The sequence below is a fragment of the Rhizobium sp. WW_1 genome (assembly GCF_003610155.1).
In the GTDB taxonomy this organism is placed as follows: domain Bacteria; phylum Pseudomonadota; class Alphaproteobacteria; order Rhizobiales; family Rhizobiaceae; genus Rhizobium; species Rhizobium tropici_A.
In genome coordinates this window covers 15,737-41,455 of the sequence record NZ_RAIN01000025.1, presented here as the reverse complement: position 1 = coordinate 41,455, position 25,719 = coordinate 15,737, and the positions used below count along the sequence as shown (strand labels likewise).

25 protein-coding genes and 1 pseudogene are annotated in these 25,719 nt (G+C 57.3%); 16 read left to right on the top strand and 10 right to left on the bottom strand.

The genetic code is table 11. The features are described 5' to 3' along the window. Positions 1-5: 5 nt before the first annotated feature. Genes BJ928_RS35190 through BJ928_RS35180 form a run of 3 tightly spaced genes read left to right on the top strand, consistent with a single transcriptional unit; the run spans position 6 to position 2,123 of the window. Positions 6-782 (top strand): GntR family transcriptional regulator, encoded by a 777-nt coding sequence (locus tag BJ928_RS35190; RefSeq protein ID WP_052227980.1) that lies wholly within the window; start codon positions 6-8, stop codon positions 780-782. Positions 783-789: 7 nt separating this feature from the next. Continuing rightward, positions 790-1,539 carry an SDR family oxidoreductase gene (locus tag BJ928_RS35185; protein WP_047636225.1) on the top strand — a complete coding sequence of 250 codons (750 nt, stop codon included), beginning with the start codon at positions 790-792 and terminating at the stop codon, positions 1,537-1,539. After that, positions 1,533-2,123, top strand: coding sequence for an HD domain-containing protein (locus BJ928_RS35180; protein ID WP_047636176.1), 591 nt, complete (start codon positions 1,533-1,535; stop codon positions 2,121-2,123). Before BJ928_RS35185 ends, BJ928_RS35180 begins: the two co-directional genes overlap by 7 nt. A gap of 259 nt (positions 2,124-2,382) precedes the next feature. Here BJ928_RS35180 and BJ928_RS35175 read toward each other — a convergent pair whose 3' ends face one another. The 3 genes and pseudogenes from BJ928_RS35175 to hisC all read right to left on the bottom strand — a co-directional run bounded on the left by BJ928_RS35175 (position 2,383) and on the right by hisC (position 5,166). Further along, a complete protein-coding gene (locus tag BJ928_RS35175; RefSeq protein WP_147413972.1) occupies positions 2,383-3,342 on the bottom strand; it encodes a hypothetical protein in 960 nt (319 codons plus the stop codon). 22 nt (positions 3,343-3,364) lie between these two features. Continuing rightward, a pseudogene (locus BJ928_RS35170) lies at positions 3,365-3,957 on the bottom strand (IS481 family transposase); the annotation flags it as partial. Positions 3,958-4,050: 93 nt separating this feature from the next. Next, positions 4,051-5,166 (bottom strand): histidinol-phosphate transaminase, encoded by a 1,116-nt coding sequence (gene hisC, locus BJ928_RS35165; RefSeq protein ID WP_047636178.1) that lies wholly within the window; start codon positions 5,164-5,166, stop codon positions 4,051-4,053. A 120-nt stretch (positions 5,167-5,286) separates the two neighbouring features. Between hisC and BJ928_RS35160 the strand changes: the two genes are divergently transcribed. The 9 genes from BJ928_RS35160 to BJ928_RS35120 all read left to right on the top strand — a co-directional run bounded on the left by BJ928_RS35160 (position 5,287) and on the right by BJ928_RS35120 (position 14,742). Continuing rightward, positions 5,287-6,057, top strand: coding sequence for a glucose 1-dehydrogenase (locus tag BJ928_RS35160; RefSeq protein WP_047636179.1), 771 nt, complete (start codon positions 5,287-5,289; stop codon positions 6,055-6,057). Positions 6,058-6,343: 286 nt separating this feature from the next. Next, positions 6,344-7,672, top strand: a complete 1,329-nt coding sequence (gene hisD / locus BJ928_RS35155; RefSeq protein ID WP_047636180.1) for a histidinol dehydrogenase — start codon at positions 6,344-6,346, stop codon at positions 7,670-7,672. Positions 7,673-7,676: 4 nt separating this feature from the next. Further along, positions 7,677-8,690 carry an alcohol dehydrogenase catalytic domain-containing protein gene (locus tag BJ928_RS35150; RefSeq protein ID WP_047636181.1) on the top strand — a complete coding sequence of 338 codons (1,014 nt, stop codon included), beginning with the start codon at positions 7,677-7,679 and terminating at the stop codon, positions 8,688-8,690. 33 nt (positions 8,691-8,723) lie between these two features. Further along, a complete protein-coding gene (hutC, locus tag BJ928_RS35145) occupies positions 8,724-9,455 on the top strand; it encodes a histidine utilization repressor (RefSeq protein WP_047636182.1) in 732 nt (243 codons plus the stop codon). Between the two features lie 22 nt (positions 9,456-9,477). Further along, on the top strand, positions 9,478-10,767 hold the full coding sequence (locus BJ928_RS35140; protein ID WP_047636183.1) for a hypothetical protein: 1,290 nt from the start codon (positions 9,478-9,480) through the stop codon (positions 10,765-10,767). A gap of 4 nt (positions 10,768-10,771) precedes the next feature. Next, positions 10,772-11,929 (top strand): alpha-hydroxy acid oxidase, encoded by a 1,158-nt coding sequence (locus tag BJ928_RS35135; RefSeq protein ID WP_047636184.1) that lies wholly within the window; start codon positions 10,772-10,774, stop codon positions 11,927-11,929. Between the two features lie 128 nt (positions 11,930-12,057). Then, positions 12,058-13,074: an ABC transporter substrate-binding protein gene (locus BJ928_RS35130; protein WP_047636185.1), complete on the top strand. Its 1,017-nt coding sequence runs from the start codon at positions 12,058-12,060 to the stop codon at positions 13,072-13,074. Positions 13,075-13,097: 23 nt separating this feature from the next. Then, on the top strand, positions 13,098-13,958 hold the full coding sequence (locus BJ928_RS35125; RefSeq protein WP_047636226.1) for an ABC transporter permease: 861 nt from the start codon (positions 13,098-13,100) through the stop codon (positions 13,956-13,958). A 1-nt stretch (position 13,959) separates the two neighbouring features. Next, positions 13,960-14,742, top strand: coding sequence for an ABC transporter ATP-binding protein (locus BJ928_RS35120; RefSeq protein ID WP_047636186.1), 783 nt, complete (start codon positions 13,960-13,962; stop codon positions 14,740-14,742). Between the two features lie 114 nt (positions 14,743-14,856). On the opposite strand, the gene BJ928_RS35115 is transcribed toward BJ928_RS35120, so the two are convergent. From BJ928_RS35115 to BJ928_RS35105, 3 genes are read right to left on the bottom strand one after another with little or no spacing between them, the layout of a single operon-like run. After that, positions 14,857-16,488 (bottom strand): DEAD/DEAH box helicase, encoded by a 1,632-nt coding sequence (locus BJ928_RS35115; protein WP_047636187.1) that lies wholly within the window; start codon positions 16,486-16,488, stop codon positions 14,857-14,859. Next, the gene (locus BJ928_RS35110; protein WP_047636188.1) at positions 16,488-16,928 is read right to left on the bottom strand and encodes a hypothetical protein; all 441 of its coding nucleotides are present in this window, start codon (positions 16,926-16,928) and stop codon (positions 16,488-16,490) included. Before BJ928_RS35110 ends, BJ928_RS35115 begins: the two co-directional genes overlap by 1 nt. Positions 16,929-16,930: 2 nt before the next feature. Then, positions 16,931-17,518 (bottom strand): hypothetical protein, encoded by a 588-nt coding sequence (locus BJ928_RS35105; protein ID WP_047636189.1) that lies wholly within the window; start codon positions 17,516-17,518, stop codon positions 16,931-16,933. A 593-nt stretch (positions 17,519-18,111) separates the two neighbouring features. Between BJ928_RS35105 and BJ928_RS35095 the strand changes: the two genes are divergently transcribed. Then, on the top strand, positions 18,112-18,474 hold the full coding sequence (locus tag BJ928_RS35095; protein ID WP_082012010.1) for a hypothetical protein: 363 nt from the start codon (positions 18,112-18,114) through the stop codon (positions 18,472-18,474). A 692-nt stretch (positions 18,475-19,166) separates the two neighbouring features. Here the strand turns inward: BJ928_RS35095 and BJ928_RS35090 are convergent. After that, positions 19,167-19,433: a hypothetical protein gene (locus BJ928_RS35090; protein ID WP_047636192.1), complete on the bottom strand. Its 267-nt coding sequence runs from the start codon at positions 19,431-19,433 to the stop codon at positions 19,167-19,169. A gap of 180 nt (positions 19,434-19,613) precedes the next feature. Beyond that, positions 19,614-20,093 (bottom strand): hypothetical protein, encoded by a 480-nt coding sequence (locus tag BJ928_RS35085; RefSeq protein WP_047636193.1) that lies wholly within the window; start codon positions 20,091-20,093, stop codon positions 19,614-19,616. A 272-nt stretch (positions 20,094-20,365) separates the two neighbouring features. Between BJ928_RS35085 and BJ928_RS35080 the strand changes: the two genes are divergently transcribed. The 3 genes from BJ928_RS35080 to BJ928_RS35070 all read left to right on the top strand — a co-directional run bounded on the left by BJ928_RS35080 (position 20,366) and on the right by BJ928_RS35070 (position 23,319). After that, positions 20,366-21,109, top strand: a complete 744-nt coding sequence (locus tag BJ928_RS35080; RefSeq protein ID WP_047636194.1) for a response regulator transcription factor — start codon at positions 20,366-20,368, stop codon at positions 21,107-21,109. Then, positions 21,106-22,449, top strand: a complete 1,344-nt coding sequence (locus tag BJ928_RS35075; RefSeq protein WP_047636195.1) for an ATP-binding protein — start codon at positions 21,106-21,108, stop codon at positions 22,447-22,449. The genes BJ928_RS35080 and BJ928_RS35075 overlap by 4 nt, the downstream gene beginning before the upstream one ends. A gap of 252 nt (positions 22,450-22,701) precedes the next feature. Next, positions 22,702-23,319 carry an outer membrane protein gene (locus BJ928_RS35070; protein WP_047636196.1) on the top strand — a complete coding sequence of 206 codons (618 nt, stop codon included), beginning with the start codon at positions 22,702-22,704 and terminating at the stop codon, positions 23,317-23,319. A 702-nt stretch (positions 23,320-24,021) separates the two neighbouring features. Here the strand turns inward: BJ928_RS35070 and BJ928_RS35065 are convergent. Both BJ928_RS35065 and BJ928_RS35060 read right to left on the bottom strand, forming a co-directional pair. Then, positions 24,022-24,891, bottom strand: coding sequence for a shikimate dehydrogenase (locus BJ928_RS35065; protein ID WP_047636197.1), 870 nt, complete (start codon positions 24,889-24,891; stop codon positions 24,022-24,024). Positions 24,892-25,030: 139 nt separating this feature from the next. After that, entirely contained in the window at positions 25,031-25,702 is a 672-nt protein-coding gene (locus BJ928_RS35060) for a TetR family transcriptional regulator (RefSeq protein WP_047636198.1), read from the bottom strand. Between the last annotated feature and the right edge of the window lie 17 nt (positions 25,703-25,719).

Sequence of the window (25,719 nt, the reverse complement as noted above, 5' to 3'; positions counted from 1 at the left end):
ATCTCATGCCGAAAAAGCCACAAACCGGGTCATCCGCCGCCGAGGCGCCAGAGACCGCGTCGATAGATCGTGTTCCTGACGAAATCTACGACACGGTCGTGCACGCAATCTTGGACAGGGCTCTCGATCCCGGCACGAAACTCCCTGAAGACGTATTCTGCAACCACTACGGCGTAAGCCGGACGATCGTCAGGGTTGCGATCCAGCGACTTCAGCAGGATCGCCTTGTCGACGTCCAGCCCTACAAGGGATGTTTCGTGGTGGTTCCAGACCTCAAGGAGGCAAGGGACATCATTGCCGCGCGCAAGGCAATCGAGCCGTACATTATCCGACGTCTGGTTGAGGTCGCCACCGACAACGATGTCGCCGCATTGAAGTCCCATGTCGATGCCGAGGATTCCGCGTATCATCGGAATGACCAACGCGAAGCCCTGAGGCTGTCGGGGCAATTTCATATCCTCTTGAGCGAACTCGCCGACAACGGCGTGCTCGCCGTGTACCTGAGCAACCTCATCTGCCGTTCCGCCCTGGTCATAGCGACCTATAGTGACGTCACGGCCTGCTGCAAGGCTCATGACCACCGTCAACTGGTCCAGCTCCTCATGGCACGCGATGCACCTGCCGCCATGAAGCAGATGGAGCGGCACCTCGACGACATCGAACGTGACCTTCTCCAGGACGAGAAGCTAGAAGAAAAGCCGAGCCTTGAAAGCGTATTGACCAAATATTCCAGATCCGCCGTCCCTTCCACCCTGAAGAAGTCGGTTGCCGTCAAAGGATGAACGCATCATGACATTGAGAAGTCGGAACGCGCTGGTGATAGGTGGTGCGGTCGGGATAGGTCGGGCGGTGTGCATCGCCTTTGCGCAGGCGGGCGCCAACGTCGCTTTCGCCGACCTTGGCAAGCAAGATGATAAGACGTCTCTGTTGACCGAACTCAAGTGCATGGGGGTCGATGCCATTGCGCTTGACGTTGATGTAACTGACGAAATGTCGGTGGTCGAAACAATCCGACGAACACGTGAAAGCTTTGGTCATATTGATATCCTCGTGAATAATGCTGGTGTCACCAGCGCGGGTGCTCCGATCCACCAACAGGACTGGGGCGTCTGGTCAGCAATTTTCGACGTCAACCTCAAGGGCGTCGCCTATGGTATGAAGCATGTGATCCCGCACATGCTGGAGCGTGGCTACGGCCGGATCATCAATACCTCCTCGCAGCTCGCCCACAAGCCGGTCGCCAACCATGGCGCCTATTGCGCATCAAAGGCAGCGGTGACCGCTCTCACCGCAAGTGTGGCGCAGGAGGTTGCGGGATCCGGCATCACCGTGAACTGCGTTTGCCCCGGCATGACCAACACTGCGATGCTATGGGTCGGGGGAACCGAGTTTGTCAATGCAAAGCTTGCTGCCTTGCCGATTGGACGTGCCGGGGAACCGGAGGAGATCGCATCGGCCTATGTCTATCTGGCCTCTGACTTGGCTGGGTTCTTCGTCGGTCAGAGCATCTCGCCCAACGGCGGAGACGTTATGTGGTAGATGATTTGCACCAACGCCTTGCCTTTCTCCTGGAGGTCGATCGGCTTAAGTTGGTCGAGCGTCAATCCAAAGTGGCAAGCGGCTGGCGGCGCGAAAACTCCGCGGAACATTCCTGGCATCTGGCGCTCTTCGCACTTATGCTCGGCAAGGATCGGCCAATCGACCTTCTGAAGACAGTGACGATGCTGCTCATTCACGATATGGTGGAAATCGATGCAGGCGACACGCCGCTTCATTCAGGCGATCGGCAAGACAAGCTGGAAGCGGAAAACGCAGCAGCGAAGCGGATCTTTGGTCTTCTGCCATCTGAGGATGGCGCGGAATACCTTGCACTGTGGGACGAGTTCGAGGCGGGCAGCAGCGCTGAAGCTATTTTCGCGCGAGGGATAGATCGACTGCAGCCCCTCCTCTTGAATCTCGCCAACGAGGGTGGAACCTGGGTAGAGAACAGCGTAAGCGAGCAGGCGGTCATGGCGCGGTATGGACCTGTAATATCGGCGGGTCTGCCTGATGTTTGGCCCGCCATTGAGCAGATGGTGCGACGCCATTTCACTGAACGCCGGCCAACGATGACCTTAGGCTAAGGTAGTGATCTGACCGCAGCGCTGTCGAGTTTCAGGACGGTTTAATCCGGATTTTCACTTGAGGTTGATCCATTCAGTCACGAGGAACCCGTTGATGAATCTGCTATATCTATATCGAAATACGGTCACGGCGAAATGTAAAACGGGGTGAAACCGTGACGCAAATGAACACCCTGGACCAGATGTAATCAAGCTGAACGTCACCAAGCTCTGCTCATCGCTTTTCCACATAATCCCGAAAGATCGCAACTTTTCGGGATTATGCTTTAGGCGTGAACAGCTTCGTGCCTGGGCACACGAAGCGCGTCCATTTCTCACCGTCAAAACGGGCGACGTCATCATAGCCAAAGGACCACAGCACATCGCCGACAACCTGCAAACGATGCGCATTCTGCAATTTCGGAACGAGCCCGGTGTCGACCTTGGACAACGCCCCCGAAGCAAAGGTGTAAATCGCGTTTGCCGAGTTCAGCCAGACTTGCCCCTTGAAAAAGGCGATGGAGAGGAATTCCTCATAGCAGCCCAGGTTGCCAGCACTGGTAAAACCGCTTTTGGCGTCGCCGTGAAGAAGGGCGCCATTTCGACCGCAGACCCACACCGTCCCGGAGGCGGGATGGGCCGCGACCGCGTTGAGCCAATCGCCCGACGGGTTGAATTCGTCCACCCAGATGCCATTACTTCTGGAGCAAATCCGGCCTCCGCTGCCCAATGCGGTCACTGCGTAGAACGAGCCGCCTGATATACACATGTCGGTTAGGTCGAACTCGTCATCAGTGGACCCGAGCAGCCCTTCGTCGAAGTGTTCCCATTTCCCGGGAGCAGCACGCCGATAGATCTGACCACGGAAACCAAATGCGAAAAGGTCACCGTTGAGCTGCTTGATTCCGCCGAGATAGCCAAGACCCAGGGAGGTGGGCTTAAACAGGCCGGCGTCAGCTATGTCTTCCTCGATACGCGTCGGGAGATGAAACCAGACCTTCCCCTCTTCAGAAACGCAGACAAATGCCGGACGGTCCATGTCATCCGACTTGAACGTGCAGATGTCTATGAAGACGTCCTGCAAATTCTCCAGTCCCCATTGGCCATCGGGTGTGCCAATGTCTTTAAGTACGATGATCTTGGTTGGCGGCTCGAATGGATCGCTGTCGCCAGCATGAGCCAGGAACATGGCCAGATGGGGATATTTGGCAAACCCCTCCCGAAAGCGTAGATAGTCCAATTTTCACCTCGCTTGCGACTCAGCCATTGAAGCGTTCGACCGTACCATTAGTTCATGGCGTGCAGGGCTTTTGTCACGCGGCGGGTGACCTTGAGCTTTGCGCAGGCGCGTTCGAAGTCATCGGCGATGAAGCAGGATCCTCGATCTGTCGACACATGAGTGATGCGAAAGCGGAAGGCCTTTTGCGCTGCTGCCAGGAAGGTGATCGCCTTAGCTGAATTTTCCAACCCGGCAGCTCGCTTTTGACACGTGTTTGATATCTATATGGACATAGCCGAGGTCACATTCCCGAAACCGCCCACGCCCTTTGAGGGATAGTGTCGATGGCCGGCCGGGAAATGGCGAAGCATGAAGGTCAGGTCATCCACTGGGAAGTCCGTCGCTCGTCGGACGGCACAAATGATCGTGCGTTCCTCCTCGGTGATACGCCATGTCAGCCGCTTTGGTCGGCTCGACCGGTCCTGGCATCCCTGCTCGCCGCGCTTGTGCCATTTGCGCACTGTCTCATCGGCTGATGCCATAGCACTCGGCGACGACGCTTGTCGGTTCGGTGGGACTCGCGATCTCCACCCACACCGGCGAGGTGGTGCGCGCCTGGGGATAGATTTGCATCATCACGGCATCTCATCGCTGACAGAGGTAAAGCGCTACGCATTCTTCGCGATAGCTCAACCTACCTGATCCCAATGACGTTCTGCAACCAGACAGCTAGTCTCGACCCCTCGCGTTCGTATCCAAGGCACTGAGAAACTGATCATTCTCCACAACAGACCCAATGCTCACGCGAACGAACCTTGTGTACCCGGCCTGCTTCCAGGGCTTCACAATAACGCCGGCGATCAGAAGTTTCTCGGCGAAGACGGAGGCATCCATCCCGCAATCAAAGAAAACGAAGTTTCCTTTAGATGGGGCAACTTTGATATCTCGCAGCTTTAGCGCATCACTGACACGAGCTCTTTCGGATAGGGCAAGCGTGACTGTCCGCTTGAGATGTTCTTCGTCTCCAAGTGCTGCAATAGCGGCGGCTTGTGCGATCGCGTTGGTGTTAAACGGCGTTCGCACGCGGTTCAGGAAGTCGAGCAGTTCGGGGCTGGAGGCAATGCCAAAGCCGATCCGCAGCCCGGCGAGCCCATAGGCTTTTGAGAAGGTGCGCAAGACGATCCAGCTCTTGTTGCTTGCTCGCAATATGTCGAGCGTCGCGGGATAGTCTTCACCATAGGCATATTCGGCATAGGCTTCGTCGATAACAAGCAGCGTATCCGGGTCGACGGCATCGAGAAACAGTTCGAAATCGCCCTTGCCGATCCATGTTCCAACCGGATTCATCGGATTTGCGAACAGGATCATGCGTGGCTTGCGCCTGGCAGCTGCCTCAAGTGCAGCCATGTCGACAGAAAAGTCCGGCAGGATTTCGATCCGCTCGACCTTGCCACCCATCAAGACAGCATAGTCCTCATGCAGCGGGAAGGATGGATAGAGGGTCGTGACAACATCGCCTGGCCGCACGACAGCCCTGCAGACGACCGCGATCAAATCTTCAGAACCGTTGCCAAGGATGATGTCGGGCGCCTTGCTGCCAAAACGCTCGGCAAGGGCCTCACAGAGTGCTCGTCCCTTAGGATCAGGATAGAGCCGGAAAAGATCGCGCAGCTCCGTGCTTGAGACCATCGCATGCTCGGATGCGCCGAGCGGGTTTTCGTTCGAGCCCAGTTTCGCGATTGCCGCCGGGTGATAGCGCTCTTGCACTTCCCTAAGCGTCAGGCCGGAATTGTAAGGAGGTATACCAACAACCTCGTCGCGAATGTGTCTTCTGCTATCGGACATTCTCAACCCCCTTCTTGTTGCGATGGCAGGAAGCATAGGAAGGAAAGGTCACTTTGTCGATACATGTATAGACAATATCAATCGGGCGTGGTTTGATCACCGAAAAGCAAGGGGATCACAATGGCAAAATCAATATTCGATCTTTCGAAAAGAGTGGCCGTAGTAACCGGTGCAAGCCGCGGGTTGGGGCAATGGATCGCCCTTTCTCTGGCAGAAGCCGGTGCCGACATTTGCATCACCTCGCGTGACGAGACGTCCCTGTCCGAGACGAAACGGAAGATCGAGTCTCTCGGCCGATCCTGCCTCACAAGCGCTCAGGACGTGACCGATATTGCCTCCATCGATGATACCCTAAAAGGCTTCGCCTCCCGGGCCGGGACTATCGATATACTCGTCAACAACGCCGGCTATGAAGAGGTTTCACCGTCGTTCGATGTCGACGAGCAACTTTGGGACAAGATCATCGGCACCAATCTCAAGGGAGCCTTCTTCTGGTCGCAGGCGGCAGCCCGCAAGATGGCCAAGCAGCAGGACGGGGGCAGCATCATCAACCTTTGCTCTTTGACCTCCTACGTCGGCATACCGACGGCCGTGCCCTATGGCTCTTCAAAATCCGGGTTGCTCGGCATGACGCGGGCGCTTTCAGCGGAATGGGCCCAGTATGGAATTAGGGTCAATGCGGTCGCGCCAGGCTATTTCCGCACGACGATGACCGAGGGTTTCTACCAGGATGAGAACTGGTCGGCGAAAATGCTCGACAAAATCCCGCAGAAGCGGTTCGGCAAGGAGACCGATATCGGCGGTGCGGTTGTCTTTCTTGCAAGCAGCGCATCCGCTTACATTACCGGTCAGTGCATTCCTGTCGATGGTGGCTTCCTGGCTTCAATCTGAAAAGACCAGATGAGGCTTGACAGCGCGGCCACGATGTTATTGTCTATAAATGTATAGACATCTATAGACAAATAAAAAACGGGAACGAAGTCTTAGACTTCCTGGGATTTTGCCGGAATAACCATCCGGCATCCTCAATGCATATAGTCTGCGGGAAAACGCCTAGGCGACCAGCGATTGTGGTGCCGAATGGGATGCTCGCAAGGAACACATTTATCGTCGCGCCATCGACGCGCGGACGGTTGCGGCTATCTGCGCCTTTCGCGCGCCAACTAGGATGTGAGCAATGACCAACGTCACCTTCCACGACTATTCCAAGCTCGGAACGGACGAGAGAGCCGCGCTGCTGCGACGTTCGGAAACGGATATTTCCGGCTTCATGGAGAAAGTGGCGCCAATCCTTGAGGCGGTGAAGAAAGAAGGCGACCGCGCTGTCGCCCGCTTCGGCCGCGAGCTCGACAAGGCGAACATCACGGAAGCGACCCTGAAAGTAACCGAGGCCGAGTTCGACGAAGCGTTCAAGCCCGTGAGCGAAGAGGTCATCGAAGCCATCACCTTTGGCATCGAGAATATCCGCCATTTCCATGAGGAGCAGAAGCCGGAGGCAATGTGGCTGAAGGAAATCAAGCCCGGCGCATTTGCGGGCGATCGCTTCACACCGATCAAATCGGTCGCGCTTTACGTCCCACGCGGAAAGGGCTCCTTCCCGTCAGTGACGATGATGACAGCGGTTCCAGCCGTGGTCGCCGGTGTTCCCAACCTTGCGATCGTCACGCCTCCTGCCCCGAATGGAGGCGTCGATGCGGCAACCCTCGTTGCAGCGCGCCTTGCCGGTGTCGAAACAGTCTATAAGGTTGGCGGTGCTCAAGCCGTCGCCGCTGTCACCTATGGTACGGAAACGATCAAGCCGGCTCTTAAAATCGTGGGACCTGGAAGCCCCTGGGTCGTCGCAGCCAAGCGCATGTTGGCCGGGATCATCGACACCGGCCTTCCTGCCGGGCCGTCGGAAGCGATCATCTTTGCCGATGACACTGTACACGGTGGCCTGGCGGCGCTCGATCTGCTGATCGAGGCCGAGCATGGGCCGGATTCATCGGCCTATCTCGTCACCCACAGCCGTCGGGTCGCGGAAGAGGCGCTCGCCGCTCTGCCAGACCATTGGTCACGGATGACCGAACAGCGTGTCCAATTCTCAAGCGCTGTTCTCTCGGGCAAATCGGGTGGTATCGTGCTGACCTCATCGATTGAAGAGAGCTACGATTTCGTCAACGCCTACGCGCCGGAGCACCTCGAAATCCTGTCCCAGGATGCCTTTGCCCATCTGGGCCAAATCACCGAGGCGGCGGAAATTCTCATGGGACCGCATACGCCTGTCAGCATCGCCAATTTCTGCCTTGGCCCGAATGCGGTGCTGCCGACCAGCAGGTGGGCGCGCACCTTCGGTCCGCTGTCGGTCACCGACTTTGTCAAGCGCAGCTCGATCGGCTACGTGACGGCTCGAGCCTATCCTGAATTTGCCAAGCGGGCACACAAGCTCGCCGAATATGAGGGCTTCTCGTCGCATGCGCATGCCGTCTCGCCCGTTCGCGAAGCCTACCTTTCGAAGCGGAGCTAGCCCCATGAAGGCCGTGCGGCTCCATGATGCGCTCGACCTGAGAGTGGAGGACGTCGGCGACCCAGGGCCGCCGCCCGCAGGCTACGCGACGGTCGACGTTCGTGCCGCAGGAATCTGTGGTTCCGACCTTCATAACTTCCGGACCGGCCAATGGATCAGCAGGCGCCCGTCGACGGCGGGCCATGAATTCTGCGGACGTGTCGCAGCAGTCGGCGACGATGTGGAAGATCTGAAGGTCGGTGATCTTGTCGCCGTCGACTCTCGTTTTTATTGCGGCCGGTGTGAAGCATGCCTATCAGGCCATAGCAATGTTTGCGACCATCTCGGCTTCGTGGGAGAGGTCTGTGACGGCGGTTTCGCAGAACGGGCAAACCTTCCAGCGCGGCTGCTGCATAAGCACGACCCTTCGCTCGACCCTGCCACAGCAGCGATGGCGGAGCCCTTGGCTGTCGCTCTTCACGCTGTGCGCCGGCTTCGTCCGTCGCCTGGCGAACCCGTCCTCCTCATCGGTTGCGGAACGATCGGCGGCCTCTGCGGATTGTTGCTCTCACATCTTCACGACGGCAAACTCCTATTTTGCGACCTCAACCTTGATCGCGCCACGATGGTGGCACGGATCTGCGGCGGCTCGGCAATCGACCTGAACAAATTGCAGGCGAAAGCGGCACTCGACGGCGCGCGACTTCGCTATGCGGTGGATGCAACAGGAAGCATTGCCGCCATCAAGAAGGGCCTGGAGATCCTCGACGGCGGCGGCGCACTCGCCCTCGTCGGCATCAGCCACGGAACAATCGAACTCGATCCCAATCTTTTCGTCGAGCGGGAAATAAGCCTCATCGGCTGTCACGCTTTCGAAGGCGAACTCACCGACGCTATCGCACTCTTGCCCAGGCTGCAGTCTTCGCTGCTGCAATTCAGCGAAGTCTTGGCCTCGCTGGACGAGATTCCTGACGCCTATCGTCGCCTGATCGACGGTCGTTCGAACAAATTGAAAACAATCATTCGGGTCGCCGATTGATCAGCACACGCCATGCGTGACACGGAGAAAGAATTGCCCGGTCTTTCCAATACCGCGCTACCGCTTTACGAAAAGATCAAGGACTTTGTCCTCGATAATATCGGAAACGGCAACTGGCCACAGAACGAGAAGTTGCCATCCGAGCACGAGCTGATGGCAACGCTCGGCGTCTCTCGCATGACGGTCCATCGCGCACTTCGCGAATTGACCGCCGAGGGCCATCTGCGCCGAGTCCAGGGCGTCGGCACATTCGTTTCGCCTCCCAAGGCGCAGTCGACCCTGATCGAAATCAGCAACATCGTCAGCGAAATCAAGGCGCGCGGCAGCAGACATCGCGCCGAGGTGATCACTCTCGAACGGATCAAGCGGCCGGATCAGAGTTTGCTTGCTGCCTTCGAATTCAAGAAGGTGCAACCGGTGGAGCACTCATTGATCGTACACTACGAAAACGACATACCGGTCCAGTTGGAAGAACGCTACGTCAATCCGGGACTGGTCAAGGACTATCTCGATCAGGACTTCACATCGGCTGCGACCTACGACTACCTGCAGCACAGCACGCCTTTGACCGAGGTGGAGCACCTGATCAGCGCCGTTCCGGCCACGCAACGTCAGGCGCAGCTTTTGCATATTCGCGAGCATGACAGTTGTCTGGTCCTCAACCGTAAGACCTGGACGGGTCAGACTATCGCAACCGTCAATACCTTCACCTATGTCGGCAGCCGCTACACACTCGGAAGCAGATACTTGCCGCCCGCAAAGTAACGAGCCAGGATTGGATCAAACGATGGCACAGCAAAGCAGTCGGACGGCAGAGATCCGCGAATACGCCAAGCGACGTGACGGCAATGCCGAAGCGTTGCTTACCGATCTCTTGCGGGATCTCTTTCAGGTTGCGGCCCACAATCTGGCGATCAACCACGACCAGTATAGTCTGAACTCCCTGAACGGCTTCTTCGAGGCCAACGGCAAGCCCTACTTCTTCAAGTTCCACCAGGAGGAAAACGAGGAGGAGATGAGCGGTGAATATTATCGGGCCGATATTCTCGCCAAGGCTGGCCTTCCCGTCGATCAGCCGGTCATGATGTCGACGCTCCCTGGAGAACAGATCCTAGTTTACCGCCGCAGGACAGACCCGCGTTTTTCCGATGTTCTAAGAGAGCTTGACGGTCTCAACGATGAGAAGACCGCACTTCAGGCGGTGGCCGCAGAGCGCCACCTCAACGAGGCCGTGCTGGCCGTATATCTGAAGACGCTGCATGCCGTAACGCAAGAAGAGGTAGCGCGCGAGCCGGTCCATCGGCTGTTTTACGATCGGCTCGTAACCGCACCGCAGGGAAACTATCCCGGCGGCCGCCTCGCAAGTTACTACGTCGGCAAGGACTTCCAGTTTCCGGGCGTAACCCTGTCCTGGAGCGAGCTTTCGCAAGCTCATTTCGTCATCAACGGCATCGAATATAGTGAAACACTCGGTCAACTGTTCGACGCCTCCCACGCGCGATTGGCCCCGGCACGACTTGCCGACGGCGGTGGTGTAACGGCACATGGGGATGCGCATAATGCCAATGTCTGGTTCGAGCGAAAGCAGGATGGGGCAACTCTTTCCTTCTTCGATCCCGCTTTCGCGGGCGAGCACATCCCGACCCTTCTGGCCGAGGTCAAGACCACCTTCCACAATATGCTTGCCCATCCCTACTGGCTTTATGACCCGAGCCTTGCCGAACAAATCTTCAAGGCACAGGCCAGATTTGCGGACGGGCGCCTGCTGGTGGATTTCGACTGGAGGCTGAGCCCGGTGCGGGCCGCGCTCTTCGAGACGAAAGCGCAATCGATGTGGAAGCCGCTCCTGGCGGCTCTCAATCAAAAGGGCCTGCTGCCATCGGATTGGCGACGCGTCGTTCGGCTTGCATTTTTCCTGTGCCCCACGCTCGTCATGAACCTCAGGGCGGGTGCCGCAAACCATAATCCCACATCGTCGCTGATCGGCCTGTCGGTCTCGACGATGGTTGGTTCTGAACCGGTTTCAGGCGCGGATCTGATGACACGCTTCTTCGACGCCATCGATCCCGAGAGGTGAGGCCATGACGATCGTCAATATCGATGATCTGCGAGAGGCTGCCAGCCGGCGTTTGCCGAAGCTGTTCTTCGACTATATTGACGGCGGCTCGTTTGCCGAGGAGACCTGTCGCCGCAACCGGGAGGATTTTTCGCATCTGTCTCTGCGCCAGACGATCCTTGCCAATAGCGCCGATCCGGATCTTTCCACCGACTTTCTCGGCAGGCAACATGCACTGCCCTTCATGCTGGGCCCGGTTGGCTTCCTCGGCCTTTATTCGCGAAACGGCGAGCAGAAAGCCGCAAGAGCGGCCGAAGCCGCAGGCATTCCCTTTGCCCTTTCCACCTTCTCGATCGCATCGCTCTCAGATGTGCGCGAGACATCGAATGGGATCTTACATTTCCAGCTCTATGTGCTGGACGATCGCGAATTCGCAGAGGAACTCCTGCATGCGGCGCGCGACGCAAACGCCGAGGCGCTTCATGTCACCGTAGATACGGCGATCACCGCGATCCGCGAACGCGACGTGCGAAACGGCTTTCGATCTCTGACACGGCTTACGCCTCGCCTCCTTGCCAGCCTGTGTCGGAAGCCGGCATGGCTGTTCGATATTGCCCAAGGCGGCATGCCTTCCGTCAGGGCCGTCAGGCATCGTCCGGATTTTGGATCCGGAGCACTTGAACAGGCTGCCAATCTTTCCCGGCGGATCGACAAGCGTCTGGCTTGGAGCGACATTGCCCGTCTTCGTGATCGCTGGAAAAGGAAGCTCGTCATCAAGGGCATCTTGTCGCCTGACGATGCAGAAAAGGCGAAAGCCATCGGCGTCGACGGCGTGGTGATTTCAAACCACGGTGGGCGGCAACTCGACGGTGCGATGAGCACCATATCGGCGCTGCCGGGGATAAGGGCTGCAGTCGGGCCGGACTTTTCGCTCATGCTCGACGGTGGCATTAGAAGGGGCAGCGACATCATCAAGGCGCTCGGATCGGGCGCAGACGGTGTCATGCTCGGTCGCGCATATACCTATGGTCTGGCGGCAGCCGGTCAGGCTGGCGTCGCTCAGGCGATCGACACGCTTCGCCGAGAGATCTCGATTGCCCTTACCCTCATGGGATGCGGATCGATCGAGGAACTCAAAAGAAGAGGCCCGCACTTCGTCACCAAAATGAGAACACCGGAATAAGAGGAAATCGGCTACGAAACGTTCTGGCCACGACGGATGCGCCCAATGCAGAGCTTGATGCTCGGGCGTGAAACTTGGAATGATGCAACGCTAAACCATTCGCTGAACAATCAAAATGAGGGGTTCCAATGAACTACAAATCCATCAGCAAGCAGTTTTCCCGCGCAGCACTCGCGCTCGGTATCGTCGGCGTCCTTGCCGCAACCCAGGCAAACGCCCAGGAGCAGATTCCGTCCAAGCCCGAGGCAGGCGCCTTCAAGATCGGCATCGAGCCCTGGCTCGGCTATGGTCAATGGCATGTCGCCGCCGACAAGGGCTTCTTCAAGAAGCTCGGGCTCGATGACGTCCAGCTTGTCAATTTTAGCGAGGACAAGGATATCAACGCCGCTCTTGCAAGTGGCCAGCTTGATGCCGCCAACATCGCCACACATACGGCCATGGGCATGGTTGCCGCCGGCTTGCCGGTGAAGATCATCTCCCTTCTCGACTTCAGCCTCAAGGCCGACGCGATCCTCGCAGGCACCGACGTCAAGAGCGTGGCTGACCTGAAGGGCAAGAACATCGCCTTCGAAGAAGGCACCACCAGCGATATTCTTTTGAACTACGCGCTCTCCAGCAATGGCATGACCATCAACGACATCGTCAAGGTCCCGATGCCAGCAGCCGACGCTGGAACGGCATTGATTGCCGGCCGCGTTCCGGTCGCAGTCACCTATGAGCCTTATATTTCGACCGCCCTTGCGCAGAACAAGGACATCAAGCTCCTGTTTGAAGCCGGCAAAGACCCGGGTCTCGTATCCGACGTCCTCGTCGTGCGCGAAGACGTGCTGAAGCAGAAGCCGGGACAGGTCCTCGCGATGATCAAGGCCTGGGATGCAGCACTTGCCGACTATAAGACCAACACGGACGCGGACCGCGCCATCATCGCAAAGGCGGTGGGGGCCACCCCGGATGATCTGAAGACCGCCTTCGACGGCGTTCAGTACTATAGTTCTGCCGAAGCCTCCAAGGCCTTTGCCGGCGACTTCAAGACCAAGACATTCGCCGATGTGCTGAAGGCTGCCAAGCAAGCCGGCCTCGTCACCCAGGATGTTTCCGCCGACAGCATGATCGACGCATCCTTCGTCGATGCCGCCAACAAGTGATCTCAGGCTCCGATGGGACTATGATGTCTAGCTCCGACTTGTCCTCGACAACGAAACAGAGATCCCGCGCGCCAACGCGCGCGGGAGTGGGCAGGCCGCCAAGTGCCTTTCGCATCGGCGATCCGATGAGCGGCCAGACCTTTTTTCTGATCGCCGTTGCGGTTTTCCTGGTGCTCTTCGCGATTTGGTGGCTTTCGACCGCCACCGGCTGGGTGAAGCCGATCTTCCTGCCCTCACCCACAGCCGTGTGGAGCAAGATGGTCGAACTTGCCATGGATGGCACGCTATGGACGGATGCTGGGATCAGCATCTATCGCATGCTTGTCGGCTTCCTCATTGCATCGGCGCTGGCGATCCCGATCGGCATCATGATCGGCTGCTTCAAGACCTGGGAGGCGGCGATCGAACCCTTCGTCGATTTCGTTCGCTATATGCCGGTTGTCGCATTCGTGCCGCTGACCATTCTGTGGGCCGGAACGAGCGATGTGCAAAAATTCGTCATTATTTTCATCGGGACTTTCTTCCAGCAGGTGCTGATGGTGATGGATAGCGTGAAGCGAGTACCGTCTGACTTCGTCGGCCTCGGCCGGACACTTGGTATGTCTGAGACCAGGATACTCCGTCGCATCGTGCTGCCCTCTGCGCTGCCTGGAATCTGGGACACGCTGCGCATCAGTCTCGGCTGGGCCTGGACCTGGCTCGTCCTGGCGGAGCTCGTGGCTGCGACCTCGGGCCTGGGTTATCGTATCGTCGTTTCCCAGCGCTACTTCCAGACGCAGACAATCATCGGCTACATCCTGCTTCTGGGTTTGCTTGGTCTCATCACCGACCAGAGCATGAAGGCTCTTGAGCGCGTCTTCTTCCGCTATGCTTCGAGGCATTGACATGAGTGAATCCAAACTCAAAATCGAGGGCCTCAATAAATGGTACCGCGGCAGAAAGAGCCGTGTGCATGCGCTGAGCAACATCGATCTTGAACTTCAGGACAACGAGTTCGTCTCGCTCGTCGGGGCATCCGGTTGTGGCAAGAGCACGTTGCTGTCGATCGTTGCCGGCCTGCAGGGTTTCGACGATGGCGTGCTGCTCACGGATGGCGCACCGATCGTCGGGCCTGGCCTCGATCGCGGTGTCGTTTTCCAATCCTACACGCTTCTTCCTTGGCTGACCGCCCAGCAGAATGTCGAATTTGCGCTTCAGGCTGCGGGACTGTCAAAGGCCGAATGCCGGGATGTCGCGCGCCACCATATAGAGCTCGTCAAACTCACCAAGTTTGCGGATGCGTTCCCATCACAACTATCCGGCGGCATGAAGCAGCGCGTTGCGATCGCACGCGCCCTTTCCTATCGCCCAAGAATGCTCTTGATGGACGAACCCTTCGGCGCGCTCGACGCCCTGACACGCCATCAGATGCAGGAACTCCTGACACAAATCTGGGAAGAGCATCGACTGACCGTCTTATTCGTCACACACGATGTCGAAGAGGCCGTATATCTCTCAGACCGGATCGTGGCGATGAGCATCAATCCCGGTCGCATCAATGCGACGTTCCATGTCGGCCTTGCCCGCCCTCGCAATCAGGACATGATTGCCACTTCAGAGTTCATGTCTCTTCAGAAGGACGTTCTGGCGGCCATACGCGCGGGATCACAGGGCGAAATGGAACATTGACCTACGGAAGCGACGCTGTTGGAGCTGATCGAGGCGAATTGATTCTGATCGGTATGCCCGAGGGCAGGCGGAGAGGCGCGGCGGGCTCGCTTAAGGTTCGAACAGAGACGATTATCATGAACAAGCGACCAGATGCGTGATGGTAATCTCTTTGGAGTGCGTCGTTTTCTCAAGGGCAGCGATCATCATTGCCATCTTCGCCGCTTCGCCCGTCCCGGCATAAAACAAAATGTAGGTATTCTTTCTGTCACGCAGTGTGCTGCGAATTCGGCTTACCTCTTGCCACGTGACGTCCTCCCGCGACTTCGGACTGTAGAAGACGGCGAAATCCGCCTCCGGCAGATCGAGACCTCTCTTTCCTGTGTCGCGCGTAATCAAGAGCAGCAGATTTTCCCGGGCACGAAAACTTGCCAGCGCCGCGTCGTTGTCGCTTGCCGGCTGGGCGCCGTGGACAATTGCAATCGACCGGCCCTCCTCGCGCAATCGTGATGCGAAGAGTTCGAGAATCCGGACGTTACGGAAGAAGATGACACCCTTTTCGTCGCGGTGGCGCGCGAGGATCTGAAGCAGGCCGTCGGCCTTTCCTCGAAAGGCAGGATACATCACCTTCTGTCCGTCCTCCTCCGGCGGATCGTTGATGCGGCGAACCTGCGCTGGCAGGCGGCGTTTCAGGTCACGGTCGTAGCGAAAGGTATCCTCAAAGCGCCAATCAGTGTTGCGTGCCATGTCCTCGTAGACGAAATCCGACAGATGGCTCAGCCATTGGAGGCGACCGAGCAGGCCAGCGACATCCGCCAGGAAGCTCCGCGGCAGGCCTGGCGCCAGTGAAAGATGTCCCGAGAGAATCTGGCTCAGTCGTGGAAGAACGTAAACCGGATCGATGGGAAAGCCGAGTGTTCCGGAAATCCAGTTGAGCATCAGGCCTATTTCTTCATCGATCGCAAAGTCGAGCGCCTGCACGTGCCCGTCCTCGACGGCAACGGCGATAATCCGGGCATGAGGGATGAAGTCGGCATAGTAGCGTGGAGGAATCGAAACGTAGCTCGGTGACAGGCGTGCGTCTAGGAAGCGACGGAAGGCGGCCTGGGCAGTGGCATCCACCTGAGCTTCGACCTCGGCGGGTTTGGTGGCGGCCGGCAATTCGGGTGTTGTCGCGCTGACCAATAGCAGGCGGCAGGATGGACCGAGGCAGGTGAGAAGGGTCTCGAGCGCATCATGGAAGCTGGCTGTCACATCGCGAGCTCTATATCGCAATGTGAGAAAATGATCGAACTCGTCAATGATCAGAAAGCGGAGTTGCGCGATCAGATCATTGGGCAGCAGGTCGCTCAAAAGCCGATTACCGAGGAATTCCGGCATGCCGAAGATCAATCGGCCGTAGTGAACGGCGGCATAGACATGCTGGTCGGTTTCACGAGGGTCGGATCCAAGCGCGACGGAAGGGACGGTCGGATTGATCCAGCGAGACCTGTTGAACAACTGACTGAGCAAGGTACGTCGCGGAGCCGTAAACAATGTGCGTGCATCGGGTTGTTCTGCCATGACGAGGGCTGCCGTCATGCCGCAGACGACGGTCTTGCCGGTACCCGTCGGCAGGGTCAACACCGCGTTCCTGCCGGCAAGCAGTTCGTTGGCCGCCTTGGTCGCCGCGGTGATCTGGTAGGAGCGAACATCGTAGGCGTTGTTTTCGGCGCCGCGCCTAAGCGCGCTTTCCAGGAATGTCCGGGCCGCCGGCTTCTTCAGCATCAGCGCTTCGGCTTAGGAAACTGGGTGTCGATGTCATTCTTCAGACCCTGACCGACAGACCAGCCATTGAGGAGCAGGAATGCCTGAAGGACGAACATGATGCCGAAGAAGCCGTTGTAGAGATAGACGAAGATGCTCGGAAAGACGACCGTGTTGGCGTGGCGGACATCGTTGAAGAAGTACAAGACAGCTGCTCCGAAAGCCAATATGATGACGGTCATCACGAATGGCTGCCAGTTATAGACCTCGGCCATCGTGTAGCGGCACTCGCGCCGGGCGGCGATCTCCTTGTCATCCGAACCGTTGTTGATATCCCATTTGGTCCGCAGCCCCTGCAGCTTGGAAAGCCAGTTTCCGAGATGGATGGAGAACAGACTGACGAGCAGGCCGAACAAGCCCATAAGCGAACCTGAAAGGGATATGAGGGTGGTCGGTTCCATTTCTAGGCTCCCAGCTTGGCGATGAGCTTCGGAAAAAGTTGAGAGGGGATGTCGATTGTACGACGCCCCGGCGACACCGATTTGTTGACGGGCGGCGCCAGGGTTGGGTCGTCGCGGAACAGCTCTTCGACAATGACCGTCAACTCGCGATAGCTGATATTGTCCAGCGAGACAGGCACATATTTCAACGCATCGCCCTTGCCGATATTGCCTTGTGCTTCGGCCTGCTTGAGCTTCAGAGCTGCCAAAAGGTTTGCCCTGCCCTTTTGCCGCCAGGACGTCTGCTGCTTTTCGAGCAGCACGCGCGAGATATAGGCGGCTCGACCGTAAGGAACCTTGAAGTTGTTGAAGATCCTTACGGTCGAGGGAATATCGTCGGGATAGAAGATCGGTAAAAGCTCGGTCAGCCAATCCGTATGCTGCTCGGTCAGTGACTGGTGAACAGCGCGGCCGGACATCCAACCAAGCACCTGTTCCAAGGCGAAGGCCGCCAGCAGCGTTCGCTTGGTAGGATCGCCCTTCAACTGATCGCCGATGGAGGCGACGAGTGCATCGATCTGCGCGTCGTCAATTTCAGCTTCGAATTTCATGTGAACCCCTGAGCCTAACCCATCCAAGTAAAACTACCACATTTCAAGGGATTTTCGAGCCTTCAAGCCTCGCGACCTCGCGCGGTTAAAAGCATATGCGTATCGACGATCTTGCCTATGCCAGCCAGAATCTACGCAAGCGGCTGACTATTACAGTGACACGCAATCGCTATCATTACAGGTCAAGAGAAAAATACTGGAAGAGAACACGAAGAACGCATCGAAATCGCACCTGCAAACTTCATATCACGACAATAAGTACGACCTCTGACAGTTTAGTGACAGCCATCGGCGCGTTCTTTGTCACCCTCGAAAGTAGAGACTGCGCCCGGAGTTGCGCCTTGGTCTTCTGTCGGCTCGAAACCCACCAATCGAGCTCATCGCCTGCGGGGCCGCTCAACGCCTGACCATTCTCGCGCACCTCGTCGCAATCATATTTTCGCCGGCAGACAGCGGGGCTTCGAGGTTATCGGCCAACGGATGATGCACGTTCATATTTCTTCACAAGTCACAATACACGGCAATCTTTGAATTTGTATCCTCCAACGATCGAGGTCGTCGACTTTCAACCACATATCGAAAAGGAAAAAACGATGAAAGCACATGTTGTGTTGGCGGCATGTCTTCTTGCCCTGAACCTGACTGCCGTGACCGATGCAAGAGCGCAAGTCGTCCTCAATGATGATCAGGAGCAATCTTACACGTCGAATTCGGCAAGCGATGAACGCCGGTTCCTGCACAGATGGAACCAGCGCCACGAGGTTAATGGCGAGTGGGAGGATAATTTCGGGCCACGAGACGCCATCCGTCTCCTGGAAAGGCGGGGATACGAGGTCAGGTCTGTCGATGATGTCGGTCCCCGTTTCCTTGTGCATGCGCGCCGGGATGACGACAACCTCCTCGTCAGCGTATCGCGGCAAGGGGAGATCATGGGCGTGGTCCACGAGCATGACTGATCCCGCCCGAGAGCATCCGATCCCGCCGCAAAAATCGAGCGGATCGTCACGTCAAATTTGGATCGACCCGCGACGAAGGCGACCGGACCATCTTGGTCTATTGTTCCGCACCAGAGTGGCCTTAAAAGGTGATGAATTGCACTAAAGCAGATCGAAGGCTTCCCACGGCGGGCGCTTGGGGCAAACACTGTGTCGAAAACCTGGCGCATGGCTCCCTTGGAGATCTCCGGCTCGCCATGGCAGCTGGCAAACACCCCCGTTTCCAACTACTCCTTTCGGGGAATTCGAGAGCCATCTCTTCGACGCTCAGGAGATAGGCCGCGATGTCACAAACCCGATAGCGCCCGTATTTCACCATGCCATCGGAGACTATCCCGACACTCCCGGCTGGGCCCTGCCCGATGACACCTGCCTCCTCGAAAGTCTCTCTGTGCAGCCTGACGGGGCGGCCTCACCAGCTTCGATGTGCCTGTTTGGAACGCCACTACAACCATCGCTAAGGTTGCCAACAGGGAGAATCTCCGCCTCGCCGCTATCATCCCTTGTCCGCAGGCAAATCGCCTTACAGAGCGGATCGGATGAGCCTCTCATCTCGGCGGGAATGCTGGCTTGCTCGTCCCTCTTTCGGATTTGTTCCGAAATGTTGCAGCGCAGCTTCGGCGCCGTCGCATGTCGAGGCTGGCCCTTCCTTGTCAATAGGACTCGGCCCTGAGCGGATCGGCACGAAACTGGGTGTCGACAATCACGGCGGCAATATAACAGCCCCGCATCGCAAGAAGGCAGAAGAACACAGCCGACGTCCCAAACAGAAGGTAACGTCGAAGCTGTGATCGCCGCGGCAACTGCGCGGCAAGAGAGCCGATGGCGCTTCTAAGAGCACGTACGAGTGTAATCAAGACGAAGAGGCTCAACAGGACATAGCCCGCGACCGATGCGGCATTCATCAACCAGAACGCCATCAGACCTGCTCCAAGAAACAGCAGCTCCGGCAGTGTAACAGCATTTCGCAGAGCCCGATCCAAGTCGAGTTGCTTGTTGCTCTGGCAACAGATCCGGATTGGATGCTGCTGCGGGATAGCATCTCGCGGATTGCCGCGAGAGCGTGTCCAGTTCCGCCCCAACATGACGCTGCCCGCTCGTCAGCCCTGGACATCGAACTGGGCCTTGCGCTTTGGGCGTAACCGCCAAAACGTCGCGGCCTTGTTCCACCATCGCGACGTCATCCTGTCATCGCCCGGAGGGAGCCCCTTAACGCCGTCGGCCTCATGGCCATTCAATCGCGACGAAACTGGACGGCTCAGGAACTCGACACGCGCCATGAATGCCTTGCTGTCGAAGTGCCTTGGCGCAGCCTCGATGGTCTTGAAGGCGGGATCGGCATGGAAGAAAATTTCCATATTGATGACGGGTATCGTGCGGATATGTCTGAGAAGGCTGATGTCCGGGCGTGTAGCGATTGCAAAGGAGAATTCGTTCGATCGAAGCGCATCGAATGCTTCGGCGAATGTCGACGCGGCGATCGCGGCATAGCCAAGCCCCGACAGGTGGCCGACGACCTTCTCCGCAGCTGGTGGCGGCAGAAACACGAGTATTTTCGTATCCGTAATTTCGAGAGACATTGCAATTTTCCTCATCACGCTGATGACGAACGCTAGCCCTCGCACGCCTTTCGGTGTGTTCGGTTTTATGTCTTTTTGTTGCGAGTGATGCCAACACATCGCGCGCCGTAAGCGACAAGACGCAACATATTGCAATATAATCACACACAACTTCATACTGTCCTTTGATATCGGCGTTTCGATTGTGCCTTGCGCATGATCGAGGCCGTGTACCGCAGATGAAGGGCAGGTTAGAATTGGGCGTAACGTCAACAGCTCAAAAGGACGCAGGCATGGCCATTCAAGGTGGGGCGATCGCCGCCTGTCCGCACATTCTCATCGTCGAAGACGATGTAGAAATTGCTTTGATGCTCGTCGAGCTCGCTCGTGACAACGGCTTTGAGGCGATGCCGGTTGGTAGCGGTGGCGCCATGGACAAAGCCCTCAGACAACGCCGCTTCGATCTGGTCATACTTGATGGGATGCTTCCTGGTGAAGACGGTTTCAGCATATGCCGGCGCCTGCGCGCCGCAGGACCAATGCCGATCTTGATGCTGACTGCGCTTCGCGAGGATGTCGATCGGATCATCGGCCTCGAGCTTGGTGCTGACGACTATGTGACGAAGCCGTTCAACTCTCGCGAATTGATCGCACGGGTCAAGGCGTTGCTACGCAGGGCCTCCTACGGAAACACACCGGACGCGGGTGACCCGAACACCCGGCTAACATTCGCAGACTGGATCATCGACCCCAAGGCAAGACAGGTGCTCGACCCGGAGGGCGCCGAGGTTCTCATGACAACAGCTGAATTCGATCTTCTTCTGGCCTTCTGCCGGAATCCGAACAGAATCCTCGCGCGTGAACAGCTGCTTGCGATGACCCACGCCGGTTCGGCAGGCCCCATAGAGCGCAGCGTTGACGCCCATATAAGCCGCCTGCGCCAGAAGATCGAACCGAACCTCAAGGAGCCCTCCTTTATCAAGACGGTGAGACTTGGCGGCTACATGTTCGCTGCAAAAGTGGAAGAGCTGCCGTGAAGGCATTCCTGCAAGCGTCGGTGCGAACACAGGTCGCAGTCCTGACCATTGCTCTTGCTATCGTCGTGACCTCGATCGGCGCAATCACTGAGCCATTGTTCCGTGGACGATTTGATAAGGGAATCGAGATCGGTCGGCTTGCTGCGCGCATCGACTTGGTCGTCGATGCCTTCCGCGACGCAAAGACCAGCGCCCAGGAGGATGAAGTCGTCGCCAAAGCCAAGGCCAGTGGCCTCGACGTGGAGCGCGCAAGTGTTGACCAGCTTCGCAACGATCCGCTCCTAAAGGCTGAACTACCCGACGCGATCCGCAAGCGCCTCGATCCCAATCTTTTCCTTGAGCCAGGCGATTTCTTCCGCGTGCGGAATGGGGCCAAGCTGATCGTTGCCGTTTCCAGAGATCGGGGACTGGCCTTCCAGCTTCCGTTGTTTGCCGCCTCAAGATGGGTACTCCCTGCCGTCATCGGCACCATGGTGCTTATTGTTGTGCCCGCAGTTGTCCTTGCGTTCATCAGTGCCTGGCTCATAGGCCGCCCGATTGTCAGATTTGCCGCCGCAGCAGAGCGCATTGCCCTAGATGAAGCCCTCGACGAACCTTTTCGGTCCGATGGAACGGCGGAATTGCGCAGCCTCGCAGGATCGTTGAATGTGATGAGAAGCCGTGTCCGGGAGCTTATGGATGGGCGTACCGCCATGTTGACGTCGATCAGCCATGACCTGCGTACGCCACTGACCCGGCTGCGCATGCGCGCCGAGCGCTGCGAAGACGATGATCTGCGTCAGAAAATGCTCAAGGATATCGAGATTCTCGGCGGGATGATCGACGAGAGCCTTGCCTATCTGGATGGAACCCTGGAAGCGACCAAGAAGGTCGAATTGTCGAGCCTTCTGCAGACGGTGACGTCCGATTATCTGGATGTCGGCGTCGAGGTCGAGTTCACGGGACCGAGACGGCTCATCTACGACTGCAAGCCCCGCGCCATATCGCGCGTGGTCTCAAATCTTATCGACAATGCATCACGACACGCGTCTCACATCGCGATACAGCTTGAGCAGGCACCGGACGGCGCCATCATCATTTCAGTGGCCGACGACGGCCCCGGCATCAGCGAAGAATTGAAGTCCAGGGTCTTGGAACCGTTCTTCAAGATGGACAAAGCAAGATCCGCAACAAGCGGTGGCGGTTTTGGGCTCGGCTTATCGATCGCTCGGGGTATCGTCACCAAAGGCCACGGCGGCACATTCGAGCTTCGGAACAGCAATCCGCATGGGCTTACAATAATCATGCGTCTACCGCCCCCAATCGTACGCGAACAAGGGCCGCAAAGCTCGCAAACGTAATCCCCTGAACTTGGTAACAAGTCACATATGCCTTCGCCGCCGATCACCCCGTCGAGCGGCATCTCACCAGGCAGGACTCCGCCAATTGTGCGTCGCTTTCGACGCATGCGACATTGGCACGCTCGCAACAAATCGCAATCTGAAAACACACCATGCAACACCGACGTCTGCCATGGTCGACGTCGCAAGCGGATCGGGTTCGAACCGATCAGCTGACTTGATTCCAACACACATGAACCACAAGGAACAACTATGCAGATCAGACTGTTGGCGATTGCCGCTATTGCCCTTTCATCCGCAGTGCCGGCCCTTTGCGCCGACCTGACCTATCAAGAACCGGCACCGCCGGTCGTTGAAAAAATCCCCTCCTCGTTTAACTGGTCCGGCTTCTATATTGGCGCGCAAGGAGGCTATGCCTGGAACCAGGGCAGCTATCTCGGATCGGACAAGAATATCAACAGCGGGGCGGCCGGCATACATGCAGGCTATAATTTCCAGTCGGGAAACATCGTCTACGGCATCGAGAACGACTTCAACTATAATTTCGAGAATAAGAAAGAAGCAAATCTGGAATGGGACGCGTCCGGGCGGGCGCGTGTCGGTTACGCACTCGACCGAACGCTCATCTTCGCGACAGCCGGCGTTGCTGCGGCCGGTGGAAAGGTAAATATCGCCGGCGTCGGCAAGAAGGACGATATCCTCATCGGCTGGACCGCCGGCGGTGGTCTCGAACATGCCATTACCGACACTATTCTTGTGCGTGGCGAATATCGCTACTCGGATTTCGGCAAGAAAGACTTCGGCTCTGAAATCGGCGATTTCAGCGCCACGCAGAGCAAGGTCGTACTCGGCGCAAGCTACAAGTTCTGATCTGCAAAGCGATCAGGCAGGAGCGCCAATCCTGTGATCAGGACCGGCCGGCTGACAACCCTCGTCACCGGCCGGTCGTTGCTTTGACAAAGCCGAGAAGGCCAGATTCGACGTAAGCAAGCAAGTGGCGGGCCTTGCTGCCGGAAAATGTCCGAGCGCATCCTACGCTCGTCACGCATTTATCCGTGCTTGTGAATCGGCTTCGTCGTACGACGCCCCACCACCAACATAGTTTCAACGGCTTGTAGTCCGGGTGGTGTGATAACGCCTTGCCGATTGACACATAATCGTTCTGCTCGAAAACGCGTCGCTCGCGATCGTGACGGGCTGTCCGACCTTAGCGCGATTGATACAAGCCTCGTCGACTGCGCCGCTTAGAGAGGTCGTTTGCGAGCTTCGTGTCGGCGATGGTGTTGCGCTGCCGCTGGTACAGGATCGGACTGATGATTTGGGGTATCATTGCGCGAAGGTAGTGGCATCAAGCTGTTCTCCGCGCTCAATACGGAGCATGAAATAAGGATCGTCAATCTGCCTGCACAGGTATCGACCTGCTAACCGGCATAGCGCTATAGGGTTCGGCTGAACTCACTGGCTTCGACGTAATGGTGATCGAGCAACCGGTCTGACGCTGCCCATGACATATCAGGCACCGAGGATAGAGTTCGGTGCCGAAGCTTGGGTTATTCAATCACAGTCCGGCGCCTAGGAACGCAGTGAATTGAAGTGTTGCATCATACGCTCGGCCGTCGGCCGGATGCCGGTGAATAGTTCGAAAGCCTTCACCGCCTGAAACACCGCCATGCCGCCGCCATCGAGAACGCGGCATCCTCTTGCCTTCGCAAGTTTCACCAATTCGGTCTCGATCGGGAAATAGACGATTTCGGCGACCCAGAGGCGATCAGATAGAAGTTGCGCATCGAGTGGGAGCCCTGGATGTGCAGCCATACCGGTCGGCGTTGCGTGCACCAGACCGTCAGCCGCATCGAGCGCTGCCGCAAGATCATGACCAATAGAGAAATGACAGGAGCCGTGTGCCGGTTGAAGTTGATCGACGAGCGCCTCGGCGCGCGTGGAGTCGAGGTCGAATATCTCTATAGATTGCGCGCCCATCTCAGCCACCGCATGGGCAACGGCAACGCCGGCGCCACCGGCTCCCAGTTGCACGACATGATCAAGCGAAACAGCCGGCAAGCCGCGCCGGAAGCTTTCAGCAAACCCCCACCAATCGGTATTGTGGCCGATCCTGCGCTTCCCTTGAAAAACGATTGTATTGATCGAGCGCAGCGTTTGCGCATCAGGCGACAGCTCGTCCACCAGCGCAACAGCCGCCTGCTTGCAGGGGTGAGTGATATTGAGGCCGGCAAAACCCCGCGTCTCGGCTTCATCGACAAGAGCCGGAAGGTCCAACGCGGAAAGACCTCGAACCTCCAGATCGATAAGATCGTAGCGATAAGACAGCCCGCAGTGTTCGCCTTCACGCATATGCATGGCCGGCGTCAGCGAACGGCCTATGCCCGCGCCGATCAATCCGACATGAAGTTGACGAGGAACAATGGCGGCTTGAGTGTTCAATTTTTCCTCCCGAGCGGCAAAACAAAGCCACGCCGCAGACCTTCAAAAAGAATGTACTAACTAGTACGTAAAGTCAATATGGAGCGTGCTTTCGTACCACCGCAAATCGCCGCCGACATTCAGAGGGTCTTACGGAAGATCAGAGCATCTCGGATGGCGGGCTTCTTAGAAAGGCGAGAATGGCGTCGACTATCAAAGACTTGTGCCGCTTCTTCAATTCCTCTGAAGAAAGGTCGCGCTCGAAGATCGCGCCGAAGGTGTGCCGGTTGGAAACGCGAAAGAAGCACTGAGCGCTGATCATCATGTGTAGGTCGACCGGGTCGACCTGACGCACAAAGCTGCCATCGGCATAACCTCGTTCGAGGATTTCCTTGATGATGTCGATGACTGCGATGTTCATCTGCGACAGGACAACCGAACGTTTCATATTCTCGGCACGATGGATGTTCTCGATGCTGACCAGGCGGACGAAATCCGGGTTTTGATCGTCATGATCGAAGGTACTGGCGATCAATTGCGCCATCGCCTGAATGGGCGGCATGTTTTCAAGGGCGAGCTCGCTCTCAAGCGTGCGGATCTTCGTATAGGCTTGCTCAAGAACGGCAAGATAGAGCCCCTCCTTGCTGCCGAAATAATAGTAGATCATCCGCTTCGACGTCTTGGTACGTTCGGCAATCTCGTCCACGCGCGCACCGGAAAACCCGGCTGCGACAAATTCCTCGGTGGCGATTTTGAGAATATTTTCCTTGGTCGCGTCTGGATCGTTCTTACGCGTAAGACGCTCGATCTTTGCCGCTTGCGCTTTGGTCATGCCTTGCCCGTCTTCCT

Coding starts and splice junctions, on each gene's coding strand:
- BJ928_RS35085 (WP_047636193.1), bottom strand. CDS start 20,093: ATGTCTCTCGAAATTACGGATACGAAAATACTCGTGTTTCTGCCGCCA.
- hisC (WP_047636178.1), bottom strand. CDS start 5,166: ATGTCCGATAGCAGAAGACACATTCGCGACGAGGTTGTTGGTATACCT.
- BJ928_RS35135 (WP_047636184.1), top strand. CDS start 10,772: ATGACGATCGTCAATATCGATGATCTGCGAGAGGCTGCCAGCCGGCGT.
- BJ928_RS35090 (WP_047636192.1), bottom strand. CDS start 19,433: ATGGCGTTCTGGTTGATGAATGCCGCATCGGTCGCGGGCTATGTCCTG.
- BJ928_RS35110 (WP_047636188.1), bottom strand. CDS start 16,928: ATGGAACCGACCACCCTCATATCCCTTTCAGGTTCGCTTATGGGCTTG.
- BJ928_RS35095 (WP_082012010.1), top strand. CDS start 18,112: ATGAAAGCACATGTTGTGTTGGCGGCATGTCTTCTTGCCCTGAACCTG.
- BJ928_RS35115 (WP_047636187.1), bottom strand. CDS start 16,488: ATGCTGAAGAAGCCGGCGGCCCGGACATTCCTGGAAAGCGCGCTTAGG.
- BJ928_RS35185 (WP_047636225.1), top strand. CDS start 790: ATGACATTGAGAAGTCGGAACGCGCTGGTGATAGGTGGTGCGGTCGGG.
- BJ928_RS35140 (WP_047636183.1), top strand. CDS start 9,478: ATGGCACAGCAAAGCAGTCGGACGGCAGAGATCCGCGAATACGCCAAG.
- BJ928_RS35160 (WP_047636179.1), top strand. CDS start 5,287: ATGGCAAAATCAATATTCGATCTTTCGAAAAGAGTGGCCGTAGTAACC.
- BJ928_RS35080 (WP_047636194.1), top strand. CDS start 20,366: ATGGCCATTCAAGGTGGGGCGATCGCCGCCTGTCCGCACATTCTCATC.
- BJ928_RS35130 (WP_047636185.1), top strand. CDS start 12,058: ATGAACTACAAATCCATCAGCAAGCAGTTTTCCCGCGCAGCACTCGCG.
- BJ928_RS35070 (WP_047636196.1), top strand. CDS start 22,702: ATGCAGATCAGACTGTTGGCGATTGCCGCTATTGCCCTTTCATCCGCA.
- hisD (WP_047636180.1), top strand. CDS start 6,344: ATGACCAACGTCACCTTCCACGACTATTCCAAGCTCGGAACGGACGAG.
- BJ928_RS35125 (WP_047636226.1), top strand. CDS start 13,098: ATGTCTAGCTCCGACTTGTCCTCGACAACGAAACAGAGATCCCGCGCG.
- BJ928_RS35060 (WP_047636198.1), bottom strand. CDS start 25,702: ATGACCAAAGCGCAAGCGGCAAAGATCGAGCGTCTTACGCGTAAGAAC.
- BJ928_RS35190 (WP_052227980.1), top strand. CDS start 6: ATGCCGAAAAAGCCACAAACCGGGTCATCCGCCGCCGAGGCGCCAGAG.
- BJ928_RS35105 (WP_047636189.1), bottom strand. CDS start 17,518: ATGAAATTCGAAGCTGAAATTGACGACGCGCAGATCGATGCACTCGTC.
- BJ928_RS35150 (WP_047636181.1), top strand. CDS start 7,677: ATGAAGGCCGTGCGGCTCCATGATGCGCTCGACCTGAGAGTGGAGGAC.
- BJ928_RS35120 (WP_047636186.1), top strand. CDS start 13,960: ATGAGTGAATCCAAACTCAAAATCGAGGGCCTCAATAAATGGTACCGC.